This is a genomic window from Paraburkholderia ginsengisoli NBRC 100965, assembly GCF_000739735.1.
Taxonomy (GTDB): domain Bacteria; phylum Pseudomonadota; class Gammaproteobacteria; order Burkholderiales; family Burkholderiaceae; genus Paraburkholderia; species Paraburkholderia ginsengisoli.
The window spans coordinates 253,090-278,701 of the sequence record NZ_BBJF01000006.1 but is presented as its reverse complement, the minus strand read 5'-3'; the positions used below and the strand labels follow the sequence as shown (position 1 = coordinate 278,701).

Annotated in this window: 21 protein-coding genes; 11 read left to right on the top strand and 10 right to left on the bottom strand. The window is 64.5% G+C overall.

Annotated features, from left to right (window positions below; genetic code table 11):
- Positions 1-144 precede the first annotated feature (144 nt).
- Genes BGI01S_RS14195 through BGI01S_RS14175 form a run of 5 tightly spaced genes read left to right on the top strand, consistent with a single transcriptional unit; the run spans position 145 to position 9,339 of the window.
- The gene (locus BGI01S_RS14195; protein ID WP_042326395.1) at positions 145-2,730 is read left to right on the top strand and encodes an FHA domain-containing protein; all 2,586 of its coding nucleotides are present in this window, start codon (positions 145-147) and stop codon (positions 2,728-2,730) included.
- Positions 2,708-4,081, top strand: a complete 1,374-nt coding sequence (locus BGI01S_RS14190; RefSeq protein WP_042326394.1) for an HlyD family efflux transporter periplasmic adaptor subunit — start codon at positions 2,708-2,710, stop codon at positions 4,079-4,081. The genes BGI01S_RS14195 and BGI01S_RS14190 overlap by 23 nt, the downstream gene beginning before the upstream one ends.
- Positions 4,082-4,117: 36 nt before the next feature.
- Entirely contained in the window at positions 4,118-4,870 is a 753-nt protein-coding gene (locus tag BGI01S_RS14185) for a peptidylprolyl isomerase (protein WP_042326393.1), read from the top strand.
- A gap of 45 nt (positions 4,871-4,915) precedes the next feature.
- On the top strand, positions 4,916-7,972 hold the full coding sequence (locus tag BGI01S_RS14180) for a peptidase domain-containing ABC transporter (protein ID WP_042326392.1): 3,057 nt from the start codon (positions 4,916-4,918) through the stop codon (positions 7,970-7,972).
- The gene (locus BGI01S_RS14175) at positions 7,972-9,339 is read left to right on the top strand and encodes a sigma-54 interaction domain-containing protein (protein WP_042326391.1); all 1,368 of its coding nucleotides are present in this window, start codon (positions 7,972-7,974) and stop codon (positions 9,337-9,339) included. Before BGI01S_RS14180 ends, BGI01S_RS14175 begins: the two co-directional genes overlap by 1 nt.
- Positions 9,340-9,382: 43 nt before the next feature.
- Here the strand turns inward: BGI01S_RS14175 and BGI01S_RS14170 are convergent, their stop codons facing one another.
- The gene (locus BGI01S_RS14170) at positions 9,383-10,153 is read right to left on the bottom strand and encodes a PP2C family protein-serine/threonine phosphatase (RefSeq protein ID WP_042326390.1); all 771 of its coding nucleotides are present in this window, start codon (positions 10,151-10,153) and stop codon (positions 9,383-9,385) included.
- Between the two features lie 5 nt (positions 10,154-10,158).
- Positions 10,159-10,446, bottom strand: coding sequence for a hypothetical protein (locus tag BGI01S_RS14165; RefSeq protein ID WP_042326389.1), 288 nt, complete (start codon positions 10,444-10,446; stop codon positions 10,159-10,161).
- Positions 10,447-10,904: 458 nt separating this feature from the next.
- Between BGI01S_RS14165 and BGI01S_RS14160 the strand changes: the two genes are divergently transcribed.
- On the top strand, positions 10,905-11,408 hold the full coding sequence (locus BGI01S_RS14160; RefSeq protein ID WP_042326388.1) for a lecithin retinol acyltransferase family protein: 504 nt from the start codon (positions 10,905-10,907) through the stop codon (positions 11,406-11,408).
- A gap of 80 nt (positions 11,409-11,488) precedes the next feature.
- Positions 11,489-11,746 carry a hypothetical protein gene (locus BGI01S_RS14155; RefSeq protein WP_042326387.1) on the top strand — a complete coding sequence of 86 codons (258 nt, stop codon included), beginning with the start codon at positions 11,489-11,491 and terminating at the stop codon, positions 11,744-11,746.
- Here the strand turns inward: BGI01S_RS14155 and BGI01S_RS14150 are convergent.
- Positions 11,743-12,621, bottom strand: a complete 879-nt coding sequence (locus BGI01S_RS14150; protein ID WP_042326386.1) for a LysR family transcriptional regulator — start codon at positions 12,619-12,621, stop codon at positions 11,743-11,745. The two genes, BGI01S_RS14155 and BGI01S_RS14150, sit on opposite strands and share 4 nt — an antisense overlap.
- A gap of 99 nt (positions 12,622-12,720) precedes the next feature.
- Here BGI01S_RS14150 and bla point away from each other — a divergent pair, with 99 nt between their 5' ends.
- Positions 12,721-13,668 (top strand): class A beta-lactamase, encoded by a 948-nt coding sequence (bla, locus tag BGI01S_RS14145; protein WP_042326385.1) that lies wholly within the window; start codon positions 12,721-12,723, stop codon positions 13,666-13,668.
- A gap of 273 nt (positions 13,669-13,941) precedes the next feature.
- Positions 13,942-14,433: a DUF4126 family protein gene (locus BGI01S_RS14140; protein ID WP_042326384.1), complete on the top strand. Its 492-nt coding sequence runs from the start codon at positions 13,942-13,944 to the stop codon at positions 14,431-14,433.
- 90 nt (positions 14,434-14,523) lie between these two features.
- Here BGI01S_RS14140 and tehA read toward each other — a convergent pair whose 3' ends face one another.
- From tehA to BGI01S_RS14105, 7 genes are all read right to left on the bottom strand, one after another.
- Entirely contained in the window at positions 14,524-15,543 is a 1,020-nt protein-coding gene (tehA, locus tag BGI01S_RS14135; protein WP_042326383.1) for a dicarboxylate transporter/tellurite-resistance protein TehA, read from the bottom strand.
- A 247-nt stretch (positions 15,544-15,790) separates the two neighbouring features.
- Positions 15,791-16,141 (bottom strand): response regulator, encoded by a 351-nt coding sequence (locus BGI01S_RS14130; protein ID WP_042326382.1) that lies wholly within the window; start codon positions 16,139-16,141, stop codon positions 15,791-15,793.
- Between the two features lie 6 nt (positions 16,142-16,147).
- Entirely contained in the window at positions 16,148-17,653 is a 1,506-nt protein-coding gene (locus BGI01S_RS14125) for an ATPase domain-containing protein (RefSeq protein ID WP_042326381.1), read from the bottom strand.
- A 388-nt stretch (positions 17,654-18,041) separates the two neighbouring features.
- Entirely contained in the window at positions 18,042-19,769 is a 1,728-nt protein-coding gene (locus BGI01S_RS14120; RefSeq protein ID WP_042326380.1) for a tannase/feruloyl esterase family alpha/beta hydrolase, read from the bottom strand.
- Between the two features lie 10 nt (positions 19,770-19,779).
- Positions 19,780-20,919 carry a porin gene (locus tag BGI01S_RS14115; RefSeq protein WP_042326379.1) on the bottom strand — a complete coding sequence of 380 codons (1,140 nt, stop codon included), beginning with the start codon at positions 20,917-20,919 and terminating at the stop codon, positions 19,780-19,782.
- Between the two features lie 75 nt (positions 20,920-20,994).
- Positions 20,995-22,221 carry a 3-(3-hydroxy-phenyl)propionate transporter MhpT gene (gene mhpT / locus BGI01S_RS14110; protein ID WP_042326378.1) on the bottom strand — a complete coding sequence of 409 codons (1,227 nt, stop codon included), beginning with the start codon at positions 22,219-22,221 and terminating at the stop codon, positions 20,995-20,997.
- Between the two features lie 360 nt (positions 22,222-22,581).
- Complete coding sequence (locus tag BGI01S_RS14105; protein WP_408638626.1) at positions 22,582-23,052, bottom strand: MarR family winged helix-turn-helix transcriptional regulator; 471 nt, start codon at positions 23,050-23,052, stop codon at positions 22,582-22,584.
- Positions 23,053-23,219: 167 nt separating this feature from the next.
- Between BGI01S_RS14105 and BGI01S_RS14100 the strand changes: the two genes are divergently transcribed.
- Together BGI01S_RS14100 and BGI01S_RS14095 are read left to right on the top strand one after the other, a co-directional pair.
- Entirely contained in the window at positions 23,220-24,047 is an 828-nt protein-coding gene (locus BGI01S_RS14100; protein WP_042326376.1) for a p-hydroxycinnamoyl CoA hydratase/lyase, read from the top strand.
- A gap of 50 nt (positions 24,048-24,097) precedes the next feature.
- A complete protein-coding gene (locus BGI01S_RS14095; protein WP_042326375.1) occupies positions 24,098-25,549 on the top strand; it encodes an aldehyde dehydrogenase in 1,452 nt (483 codons plus the stop codon).
- Positions 25,550-25,612: the final 63 nt, after the last annotated feature.

Below are 25,612 nucleotides of genomic sequence, written 5' to 3'. Positions count from 1 at the left end.
TGACACTCTCCATGCGTGACTTACAATCATTGAGGGGCCTGATTTTAAGCGGCTCATCACAACAAAATCGTTCCGCCGTTGTCCTTCGTCCCGTTTCCGTTGCGCTCTCGCCGCAACGGGTAAACGCTTAGTGATCCAGATAAAATGGCCGCCGGCGAAGCTCCGATTGCTGAAATGCGCGCGACAGTGGACGCTGCCTTCGACGTGGTGCTGTCACCGGTTGCGTCCGCGCAACGTCCCGCGCTCGACGCAATCCGGATCGTCGACAACCTGTTCGCGATTGGCCGCAGCGAAGCGCCCTTCACCGACTATCCGCCGGATCGAATCTCCCGACTCTCGCGCCGTCACGCGCGCATTTTCACCGAGCACGGCGCGGTGTATGTCGCCGATCTCGCCAGTAAAAACGGCACCACGTTAAACGGCGCCGCGGTTCGGCAGACTCCGGCGCGCGTGCGGCCGGGCGACGAATTGTGCTTTGGCGGCGAGTTGTGCTACCGGGTGGGCATCGAGCCGCGCGCACGCATCGTGGCCGCAACCGGTGCGCCGCCTGCGCCGGGTTTGCTGCTCGTGCCTCAGCGCGACGACCTCGGTTTGCAGCCGATCGAGGTGCAGGCGTTTCCGTTTCTCATCAGCAAGGCGGACGACGTGTTCGCGCGCTACAAGGAGCGCTATCCGCATCAGGTCAATTACATTTCGCGACGTCACGCGCACATCTTTCTGAAGGGTGCGGACCTCTACGTCGAGGATCTCGGCAGCACCAACGGCACCTTCGTTGGCGGAAAGCGCCTGGACGAATCCGCGCTGCCGCTCGCGGACGGCGACGTCGTTGCATTTGGCGGCGACCACTTCGTCTACAGGGTGTCGCTGCAGAAATCCCCTGACGTCGAGCCCACTGTGACCCAGCTATTCGTCAATCCAGCCGTCGACGATGCGGCCGATACCGACAAGACCACGTTCGTTGGCGCCGCGCATTCGTTCCTCGATATCTTTTGCGTCGACCCGGCGCTACAACGCGAAGACGAAGTCAACGAAGCGGCCTCTCACGCTGCGGCGCAGTCGAAGCGCGACGCGGCGGGCGGCGCGAAAGCGGCGAACGGTACGCATGGTGCCGGCAATGCCGGCGCAAACGGTGCTGGCGCCGCGCCCGCCGCAAAGGGCAAGCCGCGCCGCTGGCGCCTGATCGTGAGCGAACTCGGCAAGGCTTTCGCGGACGGCGACCGTCCGAACATCAAGCGCATCGCGGGTTGGGGCGGCGGGAGTGTAGCCGTTGTCGCGGCGATCGCTGTGGCGCTGTACCTGCATGGCTCATCGGAGCGCGAGTTGAAGAACCTGCTGGCGAGCGGCGATTACACCAGCGCGGTCACGGCGGCCAAGGGCTATCTGGCGAGTCATCCGACCGACACGAAGGTCAGCGCGCTCGCCAGCGAAGCGTTGCTGAAAGCGGAACTCCCCGGCTGGTTGAACGCGCTGCAGAAGGCGCAGTTCGAGCAGGCCGACGCGCAGCTCAAGGAGATGAGCGCATTGAGCGCGAATAACGCGGACGCCGCGTCGCTGGTCGGCGAATTGCAGTGGGTGGGCGACCTGGAGCGCTTCGTTGCGGCGCGTGGCGGCGTGGATGCGCCGATTCGCATGTACGCGGACGAGTCGACGATCAACAATCTGCTGGAACGCTGGGAAGACGACGCGAGGAGCCATCAACGCGCGCTCGACCGGATCGCGTCGTACGTGCCGGTATTCGCCGAGCCGTACGCGCTGGCAATGAGTCATCTGCGCAAACTGGAAAGCGACGATTCGGTGTATGTCGCTGCGATCGACCGGTTGAATGACGTGATCCGCACCGAGCTCGCGCGCGACAAACCCGATGCGCTGCCCCGCGTGCTCGACGATTACGCGCAGCGTTATCCGCGTCTCGCCGGCCTCGATCGGGTGCGTGAGGATTTGCGTCAGTACACGGCGTTGCTGAACGCCGCCTTGAGCCGTGAACTGACGCCATTGCTCGCGATGCTGAAATCGGTGCGCTTCAGCACGCCGCCGTTTCAGGAGCAGTTCCAGCGTCTCGCGTCGAGCCGTTTGCCGTCGACGGACGTGATTCAGCGTCACGACGCGGTGAACGCGGCGTGGCAGCGCGGCGATGCACAGCAGGCGCTGGCCGGTTTGCAGGCGATGCCTGCCGGCCCGTGGTCGGACGTGCTTGCGACCGAAGCGGCACACAAGAAGGCGTTGCTCGACCAGTACAGCGATCTACAGAAGACGCGTGGCGGCAAGGATTATGACCAGCGTCTGCTGTCGTTCTACGCGAGTCTCGATCCGCAGGCGGATGCCTGGTTCGCGCAATCGATCCAGAAGGACGTCGCCGCGCTGCACGACAAGGCGCTGGCGCGTGCGCAAGACCTCATGCTGCGCGCGCAGAGCCTGTGGAAACAGTATCGCGCGAGCGGTTCGATCGGCGGCACGCAACGGCTCGAAGCGGGCATTTCGTCGGGCTTTCGCAGCGAGGCGCGTTTGCTGTCCGACGCGCAGACGGCCGCGCAACAAGGCATGCGCATCTACACGCAACTGAATGCCGATCATCCGGCGGAGTTCGACCGCCTGCTCGCGGACATCGAAGCCGAAACGAATTTGCAGCGCCGCTCGCTCACCGAGTTGCGCATGGTGCTGGACCCCGGACTGTTGAAGGCGAAGCTGGCGTTGATCGGAGGCGAGCAGAGTGAAGCGCGACAATCACCCTAGGCCGTTGTCGGAGGCGCTGGAAGATCACAGCGTCGAAGGCATCGCGATTCTGACCGCCGAGCCGGTGCGGATCGCGCGCGCGCTGATCTGGGCGATGGTCGCGCTGGTGGTGGCCGGCTTGCTGTGGTCATTCGTTGGCCGCGCGGATGTGATCGTCAGCGCGCAAGGGACCTTGTCGCCGGAATCGGAAGTGCGCCGCATCTACGCGCCGATCGACGGCGAACTGGCGGACCTCTATATCGCCGAGGGACAGCCGGTGTCGAAGGGCGACGTGCTCGCGCGGCTGAATGCGCGCGGCGCGATCGAGGCGGCGAGCAATGCGCTGCAAGCGCAACTCAAGCTCGAAGACGCGGAGCGGGACTGGCAACAGTTTCCACAGAAGAAGGCGTTGATGGAGCGTAAGGCCGCCGCGCTGAAGACGCAGATGGAAGTGGAGTCGCGTCTTCACGAAAATCGCGTGTCGGAGGGCACGTCCAAGCTCGCCGAAGGACAGAAAGCGGAACTTGACGAAGCGCGCAGCATTCTCGACAACGCCCGCCGCACGCGCGAGGCGGCACGCCAGGAATTGGACCGCTATTCGAAGCTGTTCGCGCAGCCAGGCGGTGGCGGCATCGCCGAATTGCAGGTCGAGCAGAAGCGGACCGCCGCGATGGAGGCGGACAACGCGTACCGCGTCGCGCAATCGAAGCTCGCGGAATTGGACTTTCGCCTGAGTCATGAATACGCGCAGGCGAATGCGCAACTCGAAACCAGCGGACAGCAGACCACCGACCTGCAACTCCAGTACGATTCGGCGGTGCGCGATATCACCGACACGGAAGACAAGGTGCGTCTGCAGTTGCAAAGCGCCCGCCTCGTGTCCGAAGCCGCTGCGCGCATCCGCTTCGAGAACATCGACAAGGACAACTTCCTGCTGATTCTCGCGCCGGTCTCCGGTGTGATTACCGACGTAACCTCGACGCAGCGCGGCGACAAGATTCAGGCGAACGCGCCGCTCGGCGGCATCGCGCCGAAAGACGCGCGGCCGGTGCTGAAAATCGAAATCGCCGAACACGACCGTGCCTTTTTGCATGAAGGTTTGCCGGTCAAGCTGAAATTCAACGCGTTTCCGTATCAACGCTATGGACTGATCAGCGGCACGCTCGCCTACATTTCGCCGGCGACCAAGCCGTCGGCGCAGGACAAGCAACCGGTCTACGAAGGCCGCGTCACGCTCGACAGGAACTACTACCAGATCGCCGACACCCGTTACCCGTTGCGCTACGGCATGACCGCCAGCGCCGAGATCGTGGTGCGCGAGCGCCGCCTGATCGATCTCGGTCTCGACCCGTTCAGGCAGGTGGCGGGTTGAGCGCACTGATCACACATCCATTAAGGAGCGAATGAAATGACCGCGATAGTGCGTATCGATGACGAAGTCGTAGACGTGGCCGAGTTCATTCGTCTGCTGAAGTTGACCGGCCAGTTCGAGAGCCTGATCGAGCAGATCGTGCGCGACAAGCTCACGGTGCACGCGGCGAAGAAGCAGGGCATCACCGTGACCGCCGACGAAATCCAGCAGCGCGCCGATCAATTCCGCCGCGTGCGCGGTCTGCATCGCGCGACCGATATGAACCAGTACCTCGACGTGCTGCACGTGAGTCTCGACGAGTTCGAAGCGTTCATTACCGACGGGCTGTATCAGGAGAAGATGCTCGACCACGTCGGCAACGAAGCGGCGATCCGTGATTACTTCGCGCTGAATTCGCCGAAGTTCGACGCGATCGAGGTGAGCCATATCGTGCTCGACAGCGAGGGCAAGGCGAAGGAAATGATTTCGTATCTGCACGACGATCCCGACAGTTTCGCCGACATGGCGCGCGAGCATTCGATTGCCGACACGCGCGAGGCGGGCGGCGTGATCGGCAAGGTGCTGCGCGGTTCGTTGAAGCCGGACATCGAAGCGAAGATTTTCAACGCGGCGGTGGGCGATCTGCTGGGGCCGTTTGCATCGGCGGATCGCTCGTGCTTCGAGATTTTCGCGGTGACGGCCAAGTACCCGGCGACGCTCGACGCGGACGTCGCCGCCGAAGTGAGGCGCCTGCTACGCGAGAGCTGGCTGATCGCGCGCGCCCAGGAGCATGTGATCGAAGCGCGCTAAGCGACCCCACGCAACGAAGTCAGCCGAACAGAGGTCCGCAAGCACATGGACGCACCCCAGACCGCGCCTTCCGCCGCCGAGTTTCTCGCCTCGGTGGAAATTCTCTCGCCTTTCTCGCGCGATGAGATCGAGCGTCTTGCCGATTACGCGCAAGCACGCTTCTACTCGTTCGGCGAAACGGTCTGCTCCACGGGCGAGGTGGCCGACGGTCTCTACGTGGTGCGCTCGGGCTCGGTGCGTATCTTCACCGAGGAGCATGGCAAGGAAACCAGCATGGGCGTGCGCAAGTCGGGCGAGATCTTCGCCGACATCGCAATGCTGCGCGCGTATGTGCACGAGGCGTCGGTGCGGGCGTCGGCGAAAACCGAGTTGCTGTTCATTCCACGTGCCGCGATCGAACCGGTGATGGCCGGCAACCCCGCGGCGTTGGCGTTCGTTGCGAGTTACGTCGCGATCAATTCGGCGGGCGGCTTCGTCGCGCAGCTGTTCGACCTGCGCGGCAAACTGAACAAGCAGGAACTCGAGGAGTACGTGCGCAGCGTCGGCGTCAAACGGGTCGCGGCGGGCAAGGAGATTCTCAGGCAGGACGGACGCGACGACCGGCGGCTCTACGTGGTGCGGCAAGGGTCGGTGCGTATCGTGCGGCACGAGGAGGGCCACGACTACACGCTCGCGACGCTCGGCGAAGGCGAGATATTCGGCGAGAAAGCGTGCCTGATGCGCCAGGAGCAGATGGCGTCTGTCGTCGCGACGACCGATACGCGGCTGCTGGTGATTCCGGAGCGCACGGTTCATTTCATACTCGAACGCAATCCGAAACTGCGCGAAGTCCTCGACGAGCGCATTCGTTACGGCGACCGCGAATTGCAGCGGCAAAAGCGGGTCGAACAGCGCCGCAAATTGCCGCTAATGCTCGACTTGCAGAGCAAGCCGGAGTTCGGCGAGAAAGTCATCAAGCGTTTCGCGCTGGTCGAACAGGCCGAGGAGATGGACTGCGGCGCCGCGTGCCTCGCGATGGTGTGCCGCCACTACAGCATTCCGATGACGCTCGGCAAATTGCGCGAACTCGCCAACGTCACGACCCAGGGCGCGACGCTCGACAGCCTCGCGCGCGCCGGCGAGTCGCTCGGCTTCACGGCGCGCGGCGTGCAATGCACGTTCGATTCGCTGCGCGGTTTCGATCTACCGTTCATCGTGCACTGGGAGGGCTATCACTACGTCGTGGTGTACGGGCTCTCGAAGGATTACGTGTGGGTTGCGGACCCGGCGCTCGGCTTCCGGAAATTGACCGTCGAGGATTTCGAGCGCGGCTGGAGCGGCACCTGCCTGTTGTTCACCGGCGGTCCGCAACTGGTGCAGATCTCGGCGGCGCGTTCGCCGTGGATACGTTTTGTCGGTTATCTGAAGCCGTACAAGAAGATACTCGGCCACCTGTTTCTCGCCACCTTCGTGATTCAGGTGCTCGGCGTGATTCCGCCGCTGATCATCCAGAACATTCTCGACGGCGTGATCGTGCATCAGAACGTCAGCCTGCTGCATCTGCTGATAGCCGGGCTGATCATCGCGAACGTGTTCTCGCAATTGATGTCGACGATTCGCGCGTATCTCGCCAATTTCATGGTGCGCAACATGGACTTCGCGATGATGTCGCAATTTTTCAAGCACACCATGTCGCTGCCGTTCTCGTTCTTCGCGAAGCGCAAGACCGGCGACATCTTTGCGCGCTTCCAGGAGAACCAGACGATCCGCGCGTTCCTCACGGAATCCACCGTCACCACCACGCTGAACCTGCTGATGGTGTTCATCTACTTCACGATCATGTTCGTCTACAACGTGAAGATGACGCTCGTGCTGATCGCGTTCGTGGTTCCGATCATGGGGTTGACCATACTGGCTACGCCGAAGATCAAGGGCTACGCGCGCGAAGTGTTCACCGCGTCGACCGATTCGAAGTCGTTTCTGATGGAAGCGCTCGCCGGCGTGGAGACCATCAAGGGCATGGGCATCGAGCGGCCGGTGCGGTTGCGTTGGGAGAAGAAGTACGCGAAGGCGCTCGAAGTGCAGTATCGCGCGCACGCGTTCAGCATTCTGGTCGGACTGGGCAGTCAGTTGCTGAACGCCGCGACGACGATTGCGATTCTGTGGGTCGGCGCGAACCTGGTGCTGGCGCGCGAAATGACGATCGGTCAGCTGATCGCGTTCAATGCGTTCATGGGCAGCGTGATGGGGCCGCTGATGGGGCTGGTCGGCTTATGGAGCATGTTGAACGACGCGGGCGTCGCGATGGAGCGCCTCGGCGACGTGCTCGACATCGAGCCCGAACAGAAGCCGCAGGATTTGCCGTCGCGCGTGATGCTGCCCGAGCTGCAAGGCGAGATCAGTCTCAGCGGCGTCTATTTCCGTTATGGCGAGAACGACTCGGCCTACGTGCTCGAGAACATCAGCTTCGATATCAAGCCCGGCGAACTGGTGGCCATCGTCGGGCGCAGCGGGTCGGGCAAGACCACGCTCGCGAAGCTGCTGGTGGGTTTCTACACGCCGACCGAAGGGAAGATGAGCATCGACGGCTACGATCTCGGCGTGGTCGACAAGGCGTATTACCGCGCGCAGATCGGCTATGTGATGCAGAGCAATCTGCTGTTCTCCGGCACGATTGCGGAGAACATTGCGAGCGGCGACGATTCGCCGGACCGCCGCCGCATCGAAGAGGTCGCGAAGATGGCCGACGCGCATGCGTTCATCAGCAAGATGCCGCTCGGCTATGAGCAGATTGTCGGCGAACGCGGGATCGGTTTGTCGGGCGGGCAGATCCAGCGGCTGTGCATCGCGCGTGCGCTGTATCACGACCCGCGTCTGCTCGTATTCGACGAAGCGACCTCGGCGCTCGATTCGCAGTCGGAAAGCAATATTCTCGGCAATATGCACGACATTCTGAAGGGCCGCACGGCGGTGATCATCGCGCATCGGCTCAGCACCATCATGCGCGCGGACAAGATTCTCGTGTTGTATGAAGGCGCGATTGTCGAACAGGGCCGTCACGATGAACTGATCCAGCGCGGCGGAATGTATTACCAGCTGGTTCAGAAACAGTTGAGCGCGTGATGATGAAGATACTCGACCAGATTGAAGAGGCCAGCCCCGCGATTTCCTACGCGGGCCTGATCGAGCGGATCGAGATTTTGCGCTCGACGTTGCGCTGGTCGTCGCGCCTCGAACGCGCGGATATCGACAAGCTGCTCCGGCAGGCCACGTCGCTGCGCGACGAGGTGATGCAGCTTTCGCACAAGGAGCGCTTCGTGCAGGCGGCGGTGGCCGCCGAGCCGCAGGAACCTGTCGATCAGTCGCGCGGCGCGCGCAGAAAGGCGCTGCTCGAACGCAGCTTCATTTTCGAAGGGACGTTCGGCGACAACGCGCGTTTGCTGGAGTCGCTCGAAATCGCCGAGAAAGCCGCACCGACCGATCTGCCGGTGCTGATCGACGGCGAAAGCGGCACCGGCAAGGAACTGATGGCGAAGGTGATTCACGCCAACGGTTCGCGCGCGGACAAGCCGTTTATCTCCGTGAACTGCGGCGCGATTCCGGACAATCTGCTGGAGTCCGAATTGTTCGGGCATCGCAAGGGCGCATTCACCGGGGCGTCGAATGATCGGAAGGGGAAATTCGAAAGCGCGCATACGGGCACGATCTTTCTCGACGAGATCGGCGAGTTGCCGCTCGCCGGCCAGGTGAAACTGCTGCGCGTGCTCGAAGCACACGAGATTCAACGCGTGGGCTCCGACGAAACGATCGCGGTCGACACGCGCATCGTTGCGGCGACCAATCGCAATCTGCGGCAACTGAGCGAAGAGGGCAAGTTTCGCGAGGACCTGTTCTATCGGCTCAGCGTGATTCACGTGACGCTGCCGCCGTTGCGCGAACGCCGCGATGAAATACCGCTGTTGATCGCGTGGTTCGGCGACGAAGCGGCCGGCACGTTGAAGCGCAGGCCCGTCAGATTGACGCCGCGTTTGCGGGACTTTCTGCTGAACTACGCGTATCCCGGCAACATCCGGGAGTTGCGCAACGTGATGTATCGGGTGTCGTGTCTCGCCGGCGAGATGGCGGACATCGATCATCTGCCGCTGGATATGCGGCCCGCCGCGCCGGGATCGGCGGCTGCGTTGAACGGTGCGGGTGCGAGCGGTCAGGAGCCGATCAGCGTCGCGAACCTGATGTCGTTGAGCGACGCGAAGCGGGCCGCCAGCGACGATGCGGAGAAGGCCTTCCTTGAGCGTGGCCTGCGTGAAGTGAGCGGCACCGTCGCCGAACTCGCGCGGCGTATCGACATGAACCGCTCGCATCTGCAGATGCTGCTGAAAAAGCACGGTCTGCATTCGAAGGACTTCCGCAACCGCAATACGCAGGCTGCCGCGAGCAGGAACGGTACGGAGGACGAACGCGAGCGCGACGAAGAAGGCGGCGAAGGCTGAGTCCTCGAGCTCGTCATCGAGAAGCTGAAGAAGCTCAAGAAGCTCAAGGCGACGGATTCAGCAAGGTCTTGTCCGAAGCATTCGGATCTTCCGCCTGCACGACCACTGCGGTGATGTTGTCGCGGCCGCCTCGCGCGAGCGCCAGTTCGACCAGTTCCTCGGACGCGTTCTCGCGTTGCGCCGAGGTCAGCACCGCGACGATGTCGTCGTCGCTCAACTCGTTGCTCAGGCCGTCGCTGCAGAGCAGGAAGACGTCGCCGTCGGCGACTTCGATCGCGTCGTCATCGAGCTGCAGCAGATCCGTCGCGCCGACCGCGCGCGTGATCATGTGCTGCGCCGGATGATGGCGCGCCTCTTCGTCGGTGAGCACGCCGAGCGACTTGAGTTCTTCCACCTGGCTGTGATCGCGCGTGAGTTGCCGCAACTGTCCCGCGCGGTACAGATAGATGCGGCTGTCGCCCGCCCACAGATAGCCGCAAAAGCGATCGCACGCGAGCAGCGCGACGACGGTGCTGCCGATGCGCTGCACCTGGCGGCGCGCGGCCTCGTCGCGGAGTTGACGGTTGGCGGTTTGCAGCCGCAAGCGCGCGTCGGCGATCAGCGTTTTCATGCTGACGGGCGCGGCCAGCCGGCTCAACGCATCGATCACGAGGCGGCTTGCGAGGTCGCCGACCGCGTGCCCGCCCATGCCATCGGCGACGGCCCAGCGCCCGGGGTCGGGCTGGTCGAGGCAGGCATCTTCGTTGATCTCGCGGACACGTCCGGCGTCGGAACGCGCGGACGACGTCCAGCGAAATTGGCTCGCACAGGTCACAACGGCTACACCGTATCGTTTCTGCTGCGTGCGTCGGGAGCGACTGCGATGTTCGAGTTCGCGCCGGTGTTGTACACGTCGACCGACTGGAACTGGTTGATCATCTGGTTAGCATAGAAGTTGTTCTGCACTTCGTACAGGTTGACGACGGGCCCCATGCTCGGCGTGTTGCGCACATACGGTTGAATCCAGCCATACACCCAGGGCGCGCCGCCGCCGCCGCGAATTGCCGCCATCGCTTTACGGTCGAGCGCGAGGTTCAGCGTGAGGTCGTGAATGTTGATACAAGCCATGACGTTCTCCGGTTTGGCCGCGTGTGCAACGCGCGCGGTGTACAAGAATCTGGACGAGATGGTGCAAGTGCCATGCCACTTTGCGGTGCGGCTTGTGGTTATGTCGTAACGCGTTGATTGCGCGGCGATTCTGCGCGTTTGCGTACGCAGCGACTGGTCGTGCTCATGTCGATAGGTCGGCTGACGGCCAACAAGCCCGCGCGCGGACCGGTGCGGGACCCAACACATTAAGAAGCTTTCCTGACTTTCGTCGACGTGCGAGAAAGGCGCTCGCGAGAGCCGATTGAGCGTCGCACGCCAACACATCGCCGCGGATTCTGTCGGCTCATGGCTGACACACGCGCTGTCCAATGTCCCCATGTCGAACACGAAAGCCCTGTAAATAAAGGCTTTTCCGCGCATGGCCCGGTTGATGCAAAAGACCTCGCAACAGTGTTGGAAATCGAACGAGGCCAGCCATGAACACCTACTCTCTCCCGGCGAACAGCGAAGGCAACGCAGCGCGCGGAGCCGCCACGTCCACCATCGACCTGCCGATCGGCGCGCATCTCGTCACGCAACGGCGCGGCTACGAACATCACGGCATCTACGTCGGCAATGGCCGCGTGGTTCATTACGCCGGCTTCGCCAGTTCGGCGCAACGCGGCCCGGTCGAGGAAGTCGAGTTGGCGCGCTTCGCCGCCGGCCAGCCGCTGTCGATCCGCTCCACCCCGAGCGCCCGCTATGCCGGCGACGAAGCCGTGCGCCGCGCCCGTTCGCGTCTCGGCGAAAACCGCTACCGCCTGCTGACCAACAACTGCGAACACTTCTGCGCATGGTGCCTGCTCGGCGAAAGCCGTAGCGAACAGGTGCATGGCTGCCTGCGCCATCCGCGTGCCGGCATGCTCGCGCTGGTGTGTCTGGTGAAGGCTTTCGTCGAGAGCGGTGCGAGGGGCAACGAGGCAGCCGCGCAACTGGCGTGAACCCGCCGTCCCGCATTTCAAACGATTCAATGACGCAGCGATTCAACGATTCAAACCCGACAGGACTCAAGGAGAGCATCATGGTTGCCGCAGAAAAGACCTTGCACTGGGCCGTCGACAAATGGCTCGCCCCTACCCCGTCGATGCCCGCGCGCGTCGTGCAGTTTTGCCATCGTGCGTCGCATCAACGCTATGTGTGCGTCGAAGCGTTGCGGCCAGGCGGTCTGCTGTCGATCTTTTTCTTCCGTCACGACGACGGCTCGTGGAACGTGTTTCCGCCGCAAGCCGAACGGCCCGCGATGAACGGTCATCGCCGCACGGCCACGGCGCTGTGCTAGTCCGGCGCGCGCTGTGCCGCCTCGTCGACGATCCATTGACTGAACAGCTGCATCGCCGGCGTCATCGGCTTGCCCTTCACGCAGGTCAGCCAGTAGCTGCCCGCGTGGACCTCCACATCGAACGGGCGCACGAGGCGTCCCGTGTTGATCTCGTGATCGAACATCAGCGCGGGCGCTAGCGCGATCCCCGCGCCTTGCATCGCCGCTTCCACCATCAGCCGCGACGAATCGAACACCGGCCCGCGAACCGGTCGCGGCGGAATGCCGGCTGCGCTGAACCAGTTCATCCAGTCGTCCGCGCGGTATGAACGCAGCAGCGTCTGGTCGGCGAGATCGGCGGGCTTCGACAGATGCGCGGCGATTTCCGGCGTGCATAGCAGTGCGAGCGGCGCGTCGAGCAGCCGCGTGGCGAGCGAGCCCGGCCAGGTGCCGTCGCCGAAGCGGATCGCAAAGTCGAGCCCTTCGGTGGCGAGGTCGACGAGGTTGTTGTTCGTCAGCAGCCGCAGTTCGACGAACGGATGCGCGTCGCGAAACGATTTGAGCCGCGGCATCAGCCAGCCCACCGCGAACGTGCCGACCACGCCGACCGTCAGCACCTCGTGAAAATGCCCGCCTTCGAATTGTTTGAGCACCGCTTCGATTCGATCGAACGCGTCGCTCAGAACCGGACGCAGCGCGAGGCCTTCGTCGGTCATCGCGAGGCCGCGCGGCAGGCGTTTGAAAAGCGCGGTGCCCAGCCGCTCTTCGAGCGAGCGCACCTGCTGGCTGACGGCCGCCTGAGTGACGTTCAGTTCGAGCGCGGCGCGCGTGAAGCTCAGGTGTCGCGCGGACGATTCGAACGCGCGCAGCGCGTTCAGCGGAAGATGCGGTCTCATGGCGCAAGCATAAGATTTTCTTGTGAGTCGGCTAACTTATCATCGTTTGTCAGCGTTCGGTGGAAAACCGATAGTGGCGGCTTCACACAAGGAGCGGCGATGATCACAAGACGGAAGTTCGCGAGCGCGATGCTGGGCGTTTCGATAGCTGGCGTTGCGCTTGGCAGCGGCGGCGCGTTGGGCAAGACAACGAAGACTGGCGCGTCGGCGCGCGGGAGTGAGCGGGGCGATGCCCATGCCGATGCCGAGGCGATTCGCGCGCGACTCGCGCAGATCGAAGCGACAAGCGGCGGGCGGCTCGGCGTATCGATCATGGATACGACCTCCGGTCTGCGCGCCGGTTTGCGCGGGGACGAGCGCTTTCCGATGTGCAGCACCTTCAAGCTGCTGGCGGCGGGCGCGGTGCTGACACGGGTGGATCGCGGTCAGGAGGACCTGCAGCGGCGCATGGTGTTCTCCGCGAGCGACCTCGTGCCCAACTCGCCGGGCACCAGCCGGCATACCCGCGAGCTCACCGGCGGCGCGGGCATGAGCGTCGCCGAATTGTGCAAAGCCGCGTTGACGCTCAGCGACAACACGGCGGCCAATCTGCTGCTGGCGAGCTTCGGCGGTCCGGCGGCGGTGACCGCGTTCGCGCGCAGTCTTGGCGACGGCGTCACGCGGCTGGACCGTATCGAGCCGGAGCTGAACGAAGCGATTCCCGGCGATCCGCGCGACACGACCACGCCCAACGCGATGCTCGGCAATCTGCGCGAACTCGTGCTCGGCGACCATCTGTCGAAGGGCTCGCGCGCGCAACTGCTGGCGTGGCTCGCGGCCAACGAAACCGGCGCCGCACGCTTGCGCGCGAAGCTGCCGAAGGACTGGGGCGTCGGCGACAAAACCGGCACCGGCGAGCGCGGCACCGCGAACGACATCGCGATTCTGTGGCCGCCCGGACGCGGCCCGGTGCTGGTGACGGTCTATCTGACCGAAACGGACGGCGACGCGACGCGCAGCAATGCGGCGATCGCCAGCGTCGGTGCGCTGGTGGTGTCGTCGGTCTGAAGACCGCGCTTGACCCGGTACGCATGAATCGAAACGGACTGATGCTGGTGGCGCTGGTCGCCTGCATTGCGCCAGTCGAATTGTGCGACACTAGGGCCACACCGAAAGGGGGCAACCCCGGGGGGCAACCGCACCGGGAATTGCGGATCGCCTCGATGGATGCGGTGAGAAGTTGACTGTCCAGGTGAAATGCTCGACACATTCTGCCGACGTTCGTCCAGGTAAGCCGTCGGCTTGTCCAACGTGCATCATTGCCCTCATTCGGAGTCCACTATGTCCGTGTACGTCCTGGCCTTGCTCATCGGCATCGTCGCCGGCCTTCGGGCGATGACCGCTCCCGCCGCCGTCAGCTGGGCGGCGCATCTCGGCTGGTTGCCGCTGCAAGGCACGCCGCTCGCGTTTCTCGGCTTCACCGCCACGCCGTACATCTTCACACTGCTCGCGGTCGTCGAGCTGATTACCGATCAACTGCCCGAAACGCCGAGCCGCAAAGTGCCGCTGCAATTCGGCGCGCGCATCGTGGCGGGCGCGTTGAGCGGCGCGGCGATCAGTGGAGCGCACGGCGGCCTGGCTGGAGGCTGGATCGTCGGCGTGCTCGGCGCGGTGGTCGGTGCGGCGGGCGCGGTGATCGGCACGCTGGGCGGGGCGAAGGTGCGCAGCGCGATGGCCCGCACGTTTGGACGCGATGCGCCGGCAGCGCTGATCGAAGACGTGGTGGCGGTGGTCGGCGCGGCGTTGATCGTGGTGTCGCTGCATGGGTTCTGAGGGCGGCGCGTTGAAGCGCTGAAGCGTGAAGGCGCTCACGTCGATGTTGATGCGATACGGCGAGACGCGTGATGCGCGTCGCCGTTTGCGTCATGCTCGACCGGCCTGAGCACCACGCGAATCGGTTTGCGCCTGCGTCGCGGGCGCCACCGGTGTCGCAGCGGCGGGAAGCAACTTGCCTCGCACCAGCAAGCCCAGTGTCTTCACCACCAGAATGCCGATGATCAGATTCGCCGCGACGAACAGAACCGGCGCAGCCCATTCGACCGGACCCGTGGCGCCGCGTTCGAGCATCCGCAGAACCATCGTCGGCAGGGCGGCCACGCCGAAGCTGAAGGCCCAGTAGCCCGGCACGAACGCTTGCCGGCGAATCCACGGCAACAGGCGCAACAGCAGCAACGCCTGGTACAGCCCATAACCGAGCAGGGCCATCGCGAACAGGTCCGGTGTGCCGTTGCTCAGGCTCAGGTACGTCACGCCACCGACGACGGGCGGCGCGAGCTGCACGCCAAGGAGCGGGCGCAGCGCTTCGGGCAGAGGTTCATGGACGGCGGCGCGATGCAGGATCAGCGATTCGAGCGCGAGCCACGACAGCACCCCGGCGCCGAACAACAGCTCGCCCAGTTGATGAAACCCAAACGCGGCCGCCGCAGTGCCGGCCACGAAACTCGGCGCGACGGTCGGCAGATAAATGGCCGGCGTGATCAGTTCAGGCTTGCGGCCGCCCTGCCAGAGCCGTCCATGCAGATACACGCCGAGCGCCAGTTGCGCAAGCCCGGCCGCGCCGAACAGCGCGAGCGCCAGCGTATGCGCATACGGCTCCAGCAATTTCGCGGCAAGCAGGCTCGACACCGGCCCGAGCGCCGCAAACGACGATTGCACCGGATGCTGCATTTCCGCGCGGGCGTCGTCGGCGTGGGTCAGCCACTTATGCCCGTACGCGAGCAGCACGATGAGCCAGACGGCGAGGGCCGCGATCGTCAACAGGGTTCCGACCACGGCGGGCAGGTGCCACACCCTGATCGCCACACGCCACAGATTGGCGAACGCCAGCACGCCCACCGCGATCCCGAAGAAAGCTGCTGGTACCGCACCACGATTGCCGTTCATCACCGAGCCTCCGAAAGTTGCGTCGCGCTCCGATGTTCTGGCGTTGCGCGATCGATGACCCACTGTAAAAGGCGGCAGGCCGTTGGTGAACGCGGCAAAGGCTCGACAAATGGCGCGATCGTCTCAACGTGCGGAAGCGAGCCGTGGAGAGCGAGCGGTTCGCGCGCGGTGTTCGTCGAAGAAGAGGGTGGTGAAGAGCCGCACGCGGCGGGCATAGGCCGCCCACCGCGTGTCCGGATGACGGCCGTCAGGCCAACATGCGTTCGAGCATCGCCAGCAGCGTGTCGAAAGAAAGCGGCTTGCGCGCGTAGGCAATGGTGGGATTCGGCTGCGCCGGAATGTCCGCGGCCGCGCTGCACAGGAGGATCGGAATATCGCGCAATACGGGGTCGGCGTATAGCGCCGCGCACAATTGCAGCCCCGACATGACCGGCATCATGCAGTCCGACACGATGATGTCGGGCCGGGCCCGGCGTATCTGTTCGAGCGCGGCGGCGCCGTTCGACGCCGTCATCACGGTATAGCCGTGCCGCTCCAGCAGAAGCCCCCAGACCGTGAGGATGTCGAACTCGTCGTCCACGACCAGAATGGTTTTCATGGGCGGCTACGTGTTGCGCCGCGGGTGCAGCGTGGCCAGCAGCCCCGGCGTCGAAGACGCGCCGCCGCCATTCGGCGGACCATCGTTCACGTCGAGGCCGTCGGAGGTAATCACGAGTTCGCGCAGCGACGTGTCATGCGCGCTCTCGCGCTGCTTGACCACCGAGATCATGCGGCGCAGTCCGCTCTCCGTCTCCGCGTAGCGCAGCAGCACGAGGTTCTCTGTCAACGCGGACACCCGCACGCTCCTCGCGTAGCCGGGGTCGGCGTAAAGCGGCAGTTCTTCGGTCAATAGCGTGGTGACCGCGGATTCGCGCAGCTGATGCAGCATCGCGTTCAGGAACAGGCCGAAGCGCTCGGTGCGCAACGCCGAATCGCGGAAGCCTTCCACACCGTCGATCACGATGCGCGACGCGCCGATCCGCTTGACCGTGGCGAGCGCGTTGGCCGCGAGTTCGTCGACGGCCAGTTCGATGGCCGGTTGCCATTGGATAACGAGGCGGCCGTCTTCGTACGCGTCGGTCAATGCGATCGACACTGCCTCGGCTTTGCCGATCAGCCGTTGCGGTCCTTCGTAAAAGCCGAGGTACACACAGCGTTCTCCGCGCGCGACGCCGGCTGCGAGGAACTGCAGACAAAGCATGGTCTTGCCGACGCCCGACGGTCCGATCAACGTGGTCGTCGAGCCTTGCGCGAACCCGCCGCCGAGCAGATTGTCCAGATGGGGCAAGCCGAAGCCGAGGCGCGTCTTCAGATCCACCGGACCTTGCGGCACCGCGCTTTGCGCTTCGAGACGCGGGAACATCAGCAGCCCGCTTTCGGCGATGCGGAAGAAGTGCTTGCCCATCAGATGATTGCGCGCGCGCATCTTATGCACTTCGATTTCGCGCGCGCGGCGCATGCCGTCGTTGTAACGGTTCAGTTCGATCAGACCGTCGACCAGCGTGTGCTCCGGATGCGGCTCGTTGCCCGAGAGCGGTGCAAGCAGCAAGGTGGTGCAATCCATTGCCGCGACCAGCGCGTTCAGTTCGTGAATGAACTTCGACAGCGACAACTCGGTTTCGCTGAATTCCCGTGCGCTGCGAAAGCCGTCGATGATCATCAGGCTCGGCCGGTAGTCGTAGATGCTCGACGCAATCAGCTTGAGGAAGCCGTCGAGGCCATCCTGCATCAGCTCGTGATAGCCGGACACGAACAGCATCTGCTGCGCGACCGCGGTGTCGTCGAAGAAACTCAGGCCTCGGAGATGACCCAGCAGCTTGTCGTGCGATTCGGCGATCAAGGTCATGTACAGCACCTTCTCGCCCTGGCTTACACGATGAAAACCGATCTGGCTCGACAGGATCGTCTTGCCCGCGCCGGCCATCCCTTCGAGCAGATAGACGCCGCCGCGCACCAGACCGCCGCCCAGGATTTCGTCGAGACCCGGCACACCCGTTTCCACGTTGGAACGCGTCGGCACGGACCGGATCGCGGTGGACAGGGAAGACGTCTGAGATTCTTGGGTAGTCATTGTCGGTGTGTCATTCAGAGTGCGGAAAAGCGACGACGTGTTGATGAACGTCCACTGCTCAAACCTGGTGTGCGAGCAAGCGGCGTTCCCGCTCGCCGACGGGAACGCGCGCCGGCATTAGATGCCGGAATTCTATCCGGCCGCGAGGCGCTTGGCCAATGACCGTTCGACGGCCGTCGCAATGTGAGAGGCGGGAGGCTGAGGCGCAGTCAGGTAGCTGTTATCTGCGCCGGGCGGGCGAGTTGGTTTCGGCCCGATGTAATGAAGGGAAGTGGTGGTGCCTCGCGCATGATAAAAACACACGATGCGCGAGGCAAATGCGCTGACCGCGCGCCCGGCGACGCGCCGTGCCGAAGCCCGGCCGGTGCGGGCGCGCTGCGCTTTCGACTCAGCTACACACGAAGCTGCTGGCGGCGTTGATGTCACCGCGTTGGTAGCGGGCCACTTTCGGATACGGGCAGAGCGGCCGCGTGCGTCCCGCGCCCCAATCGGCGGGAACGTCCGCGTTCGGGATGACGTTGCTCGCGTCGCGTGCCGTCGCCACCACGCTGTCCGGCGCGTTGCCCTGTTCGACCCACGCGATCATCGGCGTGAGCATGTCGAACTGGTCGGTACTCGGGCCGCCGCTGCAATGGTTCATACCGGCGACCGTGTAGAGGCGCGCGAAGTTCGACGCGTCGCCGCCGTTGGCCGCGCTCACGCGCTGGTACCAGTCGGTCGTGTCGTTCGACGAAAATACCGGGTCGCTCGTGCCGTGATAAACGATCAGCTTGGCGCCGCGCTGTTTCAATGCGCTCAGATTGGCTTCGTCGGGCGGCGTCATGAACGACCAGGCCGACTCGCCATACACGCCGCTCGTGGCAAAGATCTTCGGCGCGTCGCTGTCCATGTTGAAGTTCAGCGCGTAAGCCGCCAACTGGCTCAACACGGAGGCACTTTGCGGCGGTGTCGTGAACGTGAAGGCGGCCGCTCCGGGATCGAGCGTAATCGAGTTGGACTGCTTCCATGCCGACCAGCCCGCGCCGAGTCCCGCGTCGTACGGGAAGCTCGCGTACAGCGCGGTGCCCGCGCTGTTGCGCGCGCCGGAGAACACGTTGCCGATAGCGTCTTTCTGCGCACTCGTCAGACAGCTTCCGTCGCGGACGTTGCTCGTGCAGGTGGGGACGTCGTTGGCCAGGCTGAAATTTGCCTGGCATGCCTTGATATCCTGGATGAGGCCGTCGGTCGCGCCGTCGAGCGCATCGCATTTGCTCAGTATCTTCGACGCGACCATCTGACGTTCGGCGGCGGTGAAGCCGGTCGTGATGTCGGGCAAGCCATTCGCGGTCGTCGCGGTCGACACCCTGGCGAACTGCTGCGCGCTCCACATTTCGCCGATCGCCGCTTTCGGCAGATGCACGCCGGGATCGCCTGCAATGATGCCGTCGTACTCGGCCGACGAGCGCGCGGCCGCCACCAGCGCATGCCGGCCGCCGTTCGAGCAGCCTTCGAAGTAGCTACGATCCGGGCCCTTGCCGTAGGCCAGTTTGATCACCCGCTTGGCCATCGGCGTGAGTGTGGCGACCGCGTTGTAACCATAATCGAGGCGCGCCTGCGGGTCCAAACCGAACAGCGGATTCTGCGTCGATGAGTGGCCGGCATCCGAGCTGATGACGGCGAAGCCCATGTTCAGCGCAGCGTTGGTGGGGGCGCCGCCGCTGATGACACCGCTGGCGGTCACAACGTTGCCGTCCAGGCCGCCGTTGGCCTGATAGAAGAAGCGCCCGTTCCACGCAATCGGCAAACGCATTTCAAAGCCGATCGCATAGGTCTTGCCGTCGACGCTGCTGACCCGCTGATTCATGTTGCCCTGGATCAGGCAGTGTTCGGCAATCGGTTTGCCGGCCACGTTCAGTGTGCCGGCCGCGACGTCCGTCACCGAGGTGAACACCGTGTTGGCGAACGTCAGCTTCGCGGCGAGCGCCGCGCAATTGCCCGCGAGCGTGCCGGGCGTCGCCGCGCCCAGTCGCGGCAGCGCGCCGGCGTCGGTGCTGCCGGCGCTGCCGACATCATTGCCGCCGCACGCGGTGAGTGCGAGCATCGCTGCCGCTGCGAGCGCGATCGAAGTGGTTTTCATGTGGTGTCTCCTAGAACGAATGACGAATGCCGACCATCACGCCGGTCTGGCCGGTGCCTGCCGTGGGCGTCGTGCCGCCGCCACCGCCGCTGACCGAGTAGCGCGCCTTCGCGCTGTTGCCGAGATACGAGCCTTGCGCGTAGACCGCCGTGCGCTTGGACAGCAGGTAGGTGGTGCGCAGCGTACCCATCGTGGCGCGCGTGTCGTGCTCGTCATTGCTGATGTGATAGATCTCGCCGTCGACGATAAACGCGGGCGTCACGAAGTACGACGCGGCGACGAAGAACAGATTTGAGCGCACGGCAGCGAGCGCAGGCGACGACGGATCGACACGACGGTTCAGCCAGCCCACGCCGAGCTTCGCCTTGCCGAGGTTGGCGTACGCGCTGACGTGCGCGCGAATGTCCTTGTCGGCGGCGTTGATGAGCGGGGTCGGCGCCACGCCGTCGAAGAAGTTCGCCGCGGCGGTGCTGCCGCCGCGCTGCTCCTCGTAGGACGCCGCGACGCCGAACAACGGTGCGTCGTATTTCAGCATCACCGACCATTCGCGGCACTCGGTCGCGTGACCGGGCACGGAACCGGTGCACGTGCCCTGGCCCGGCGAGTTGCCGGTGCCCGCCGCGTCGCGGCCGAACGAGTAGTTCGCGCCGAGCGTCACGCCCGCATAGTTGCCGAGGTAGGTCACGGAGTTGTCGGCGCGCGCGTTCGGCACGTACGCGTCGAGCGAGCCCAGTCCGTAGATGTCCGGACCGATCAGGTCCGCGCCCATGAGCGCGAGGTACGTCATCGTGTACTGGCGTCCGAACGTGAGCGTGCCGTACGGACTTTTGATGCCGACGAATGCCTGGCGCCCGAACAGCCTGCCGCCCTGGCCGAGGTCGCCCGCGCGCACGTTGAAGCCGCTTTCCAGCGTGAACACCGCGCTATAGCCGCCGCCCAGCTCTTCGTTGCCGCGCAGACCCCAGCGCGAGGGCAGTTCGCCGGTGACGGCCGGCATGCGAAACACACTCTTGCCGGTGGCATTCGCGTGCGAAACATATTCGATGCCGGTGTCGACGATGCCGTAGAGCGTGACGCTCGATTGAGCTGCTGCTGCGCCGCTGACGGCGCACAGCGCGCCGCAGAGTAGAAGGCGTGCGGATGCTTGCATGAAGGGTTTCTCCAAACCGTTGATTGGTGTGTGTTGTTGTCGTTGTTGTTGCCGAGGCTTCTTGTGTGAGTGTGCTCAGTCGTCGGCGCGCGGGCGGCGCAGCAACAGCAACGCTGCCGCCGCGGCGATCACGGTGACGGGAATGCTCGCGCCGATCACGGTCGACGAACTGCGGCCCATCGCCAGCAATTGCCCAGCGGCCAGCGGGCCGACCACCGAGCCGATGCGCCCGACGGCGACCGCAGCACCGACGCCCGTGCCGCGCATGGCCGTCGGATAGAACGCCGCCGACAGCGCATACAGCACCGATTGCCCGCCGATCACGAACATCCCCGCAAAGAACGCGGCGGCGGCGAGCGCGCCGAAGCCGGGCGCCATCGAGAGCGCCGCGAGCGACGCGATGATGCCGACGTACATGCCGGCCACCACCACCCCCGAGCGCAGACGATCCATCAACATGCCGATGCACAACGCGCCGATCCCGCCGCCCACGTTGAAAAAGATCTGAACGTAGCCGACCTGCGCGCGCGACAGACCGCTTGCGGCCATCAGCGAAGGCAGCCAGTTGAGCAGGAAGTAGAGGACGATCAGCGTGCAGAAATAGCTGACCCAGATCTGCAACGTGGAGAGACCGCGCGTGCCGCCGAACAGGACCTCACCGACCGGCGCTGGCTTGCCGCGTGCGTCGTGCGAGGCCTTGGCGAATGCCTTCGAATCCGCGAGGAACGCGATCAGCAACGGCACCAGCAACAACGGTCCCACGCCGCCGACATAGAAGATGTGACGCCAGTCGGCGTCGCCCGCGCTCATCACGCCGATCACCGACGCGATCACGCCGCCGAACGGAATGCCGCAATACATCACGCTGACGGCAGTGCTGCGCGAACGCGGCTCGACCGCTTCCGACGACATCGCGATCAGGTTCGGCAGCGCGCCGCCCAGGCCGATGCCTGTCAATATCCGCACGACCACGAGGGTGTGAAAGTCACTCACCAACGCCGTCATGATCGACAGCAGGCCGAACAGGCACGCGGAAATCACCAGCACCCGCTTGCGGCCGATCCGGTCGGCAAGCCGTCCGCCGAACATCGCGCCCGGCAGCAGGCCGAAGGTGCCGGCGCTGAACGCGAGACCCATCTGTGCGACCGACAGGCCGAACTCGCGCGCCATGCGCGGCGCGGCCACACCGACCGACTGCAGGTCGAGCCCTTCGAGCAGCGCGATCGCAAAACATAAGCCGAGGGTGACGGCGGCGTTCGTGTGGCCAGTGGCCGACGCGGCGGTGCTTTGATGCGAGGTCATTATTCCGGCTCTCTTCACGTTAGTGATCCTTATTAAAATGCGTGGCTTTCCGGTTTCGATGAAGTGCGGCAGCTGCCGGCCCGGCGCGAGCGCGCGTGCCGGCGCCGAGGTGTCCCGGGAATGCGGACGGCCTCGGGCAAAGCGGGATTCAGATCAGCATCACGGCCGTGATGAGACGCATGGCAACAGCACCGCGCACGGCGCATCGTGTCGATGTCCGCGTGTGTGAGCGTTTGCCTCGAAGCGATGCAGCGCGTCTCCTCGCACTGCATCGTGGAGTGGATTTAATATCAGGTAGGCTGATAAAACAAGCGCAAATCCTTCGGTGAAAACACCTAGCGCCCTGGCGGCGCGGAGAATTCAGCCGCGCAGGTTCCGGACAAAAGTTTCGAGGTGAGTTTGAAGCGCGCTGGCTGTTTCGTGTTCGATGCCGTTCATCATCTGCTTCTCGATGGTCTTGACGGCCAGTTCGCATTCGCGCAGCACGGCGCGGCCTTCGTCCGTCAGTTGCAGCAGCACGATGCGGCCGTGCGTCGGGTCCGGCTCGCGGCTCACCCAGTTGCGGCTCGCCATCGCGTTCATGACTTCATTGGCCGATTGCGGCGTGATGAACGAGCGCTCGGCGACTTGCGCATTGGACGCCTGCCCCTTCGCTTCGAGCACGGAAAGCGCGGTGAATTGCGCGAGCGTCAGGCCGAGCGGCGCGAGCGCTTCGCTCATGCGGCGCCGCAGGATGCGATCGAGGCTGCCGATCACATAGGTCAAGCGCAGGCTGGAACGGCGGGTGCGTGCGGCAGTGGACTCGACGGCCGGTTTTTGATTTTTGGTCATGATGGACAGGAGATTCGGTCTATCCCGCATCTTAGCGCGCCGCGCCGTCGATACCGCCGCTAGGGGTTTGCACCGAGCCCGCGAATTTTCGCTTTACATATCAGGAAGCCTGATATTAAATGCGTTCATCGGGCCGCGCTCGCGGTCGACGTTCACGGAGAAAGCAGATGAGTTATGAAGGCCGTTGGAAGACCGTCAAGGTCGATGTCGTCGAGGGAGTCGCGTGGGTCACGTTCAATCGTCCCGACAAGCGCAACGCGATGAGCCCGACGCTGAACAAGGAAATGATCGAGGTGCTCGAAGCGGTCGAGCTCGACGCCGAAGCACAGGTTCTGGTGCTGACCGGCGAAGGCGATGCGTGGACCGCCGGCATGGATCTGAAGGAATATTTCCGCGAAGTCGACGCGGGCCCGGAAATTCTGCAGGAAAAGATTCGCCGCGACGCGTCGCGCTGGCAATGGCAACTGCTGCGCATGTACGCGAAGCCGACCATCGCGATGGTCAACGGCTGGTGTTTCGGCGGCGGTTTCTCGCCGCTGGTGGCGTGCGATCTCGCGATCGCCGCGGACGAAGCGGTGTTCGGCCTCTCCGAAATCAACTGGGGCATTCCGCCGGGCAACCTCGTGAGCAAGGCGATGGCCGACACCGTCGGGCACCGTCAGGCGCTGTACTACATCATGACCGGCGAGACGTTCAACGGGCAGCAGGCGGCGCAAATGGGCCTCGTCAACCGTAGCGTGCCGCGCGCCGAACTGCGGGAAGTGACGCGTGCACTCGCCGGCAAACTCCTCGAAAAGAACCCGGTGGTGTTGCGCGCCGCGAAGCACGGCTTCAAGCGCAGCCGTGAATTGACGTGGGAGCAGAACGAAGACTATCTGTATGCGAAGCTCGACCAGGCGCAGCTTCGCGATCCCGAGCATGGTCGCGAACAGGGTCTGAAGCAGTTCCTCGACGACAAGGCGATCAAGCCGGGCCTGCAAACCTACAAGCGCTGATCGCTCGCGCACGGACGCAATCGATAGAGACAGGCGAGGAGACGACGGACATGCATGAAGTGACTTTGTTGATCGGCGGCGAGAGCCGCGGCGCGTCGGACGGCAGGACCTTCGAGCGGATCAATCCCGCAAGCGGCCACGCCGTTTCGCGCGCGGCCGCCGCGACGCTGGCCGACGCCGACGCGGCAGTCGAAGCGGCAGCGCGCGCGTTTCCGGCATGGTCGGCGCTGGCGCCGACGGAGCGCCGCAAGCGCCTGCTGGCAGCGGCCGATCTGATGGATGCGCGCACCGCGCAGTTCATCGAAACCGGCGTGGCCGAAACCGGCGCCATGCCGAACTGGTACGGCTTCAACGTGATGCTGGCGGCCAACATGCTGCGCGAGGCCGCCGCGATGACCACGCAGATCGACGGCGACGTAATTCCGTCCGACGTGCCGGGCAGTCTCGCGATGGCGGTGCGCCAGCCGTGCGGCGTGGTGCTCGGCATGGCGCCCTGGAACGCGCCGGTGATTCTCGGCACGCGGGCGCTCGCGATGCCGCTCGCTTGTGGCAACACGGTCGTGTTCAAGGCGTCCGAGGGTTGTCCGGGCGTGCATCGTCTGATCGGCAGCGTGCTGCACGAAGCCGGCCTCGGCGATGGCGTGGTGAACGTCATCACTCATAGCGCTGAAGACGCCCCGGCGATTGTCGAACGGTTGATCGCGCATCCGGCGGTACGGCGTGTCAATTTCACCGGCTCGACGCGTGTGGGACGCATCGTCGCGCAGCACGCGGCGCAGCATCTGAAACCGGCCTTGCTGGAACTCGGCGGCAAGGCGCCCGTGCTCGTGCTCGACGACGCCGATCTGGATGCGGCCGTTGCCGCGATCGCGTTCGGCGCGTTCTTCAATCAGGGGCAAATCTGCATGTCGACGGAGCGAGTGATCGTCGACCGCAAGATCGCCGACGCGCTGGTGCAAAAGCTCGCCGCCAAGGCGCGAACCCTGAAGGCGGGCGACCCCACGGCGGCGGACTCGGTGCTCGGCGTGCTCGAAAGCGAGGCGGCGGCGCAGCGCATCAGGACGCTGATCGACGACGCGCGGGAGAAGGGCGCGCAGTTGCCGGTCGGCTGCACGATCGAGGGCGCGGTGATGCAAGCGGTGATCGTCGACGGCATCACGCCTGCAATGAAACTGTATGCGGACGAATCGTTCGGCCCGGTGGTGACGGTGCAACGCGTGGACGGCGACGAAGAGGCGATTCGGATAGCTAACGATAGCGAGTACGGTCTCTCCGCCGCGGTGTTCAGCCGGGACGTGTCGCGGGCGCTGAACGTGGCGAAGCGGATCGAATCGGGCATCTGCCACATCAACGGCCCGACCGTGCACGACGAAGCGCAGATGCCGTTCGGCGGCGTGAAGAAGAGCGGCTATGGACGCTTCGGCAGCAAGGCGTCGATTGCCGAATTCACGGACCTGCGCTGGATCACGATTCAGACCGGACCGCGCCACTATCCGATCTGAGCGGCCCGCGCTTCGCACGCCAGAGCGAAGCGGTAGAGAAGGTGAGTCCGCCAGTTCGAGCGG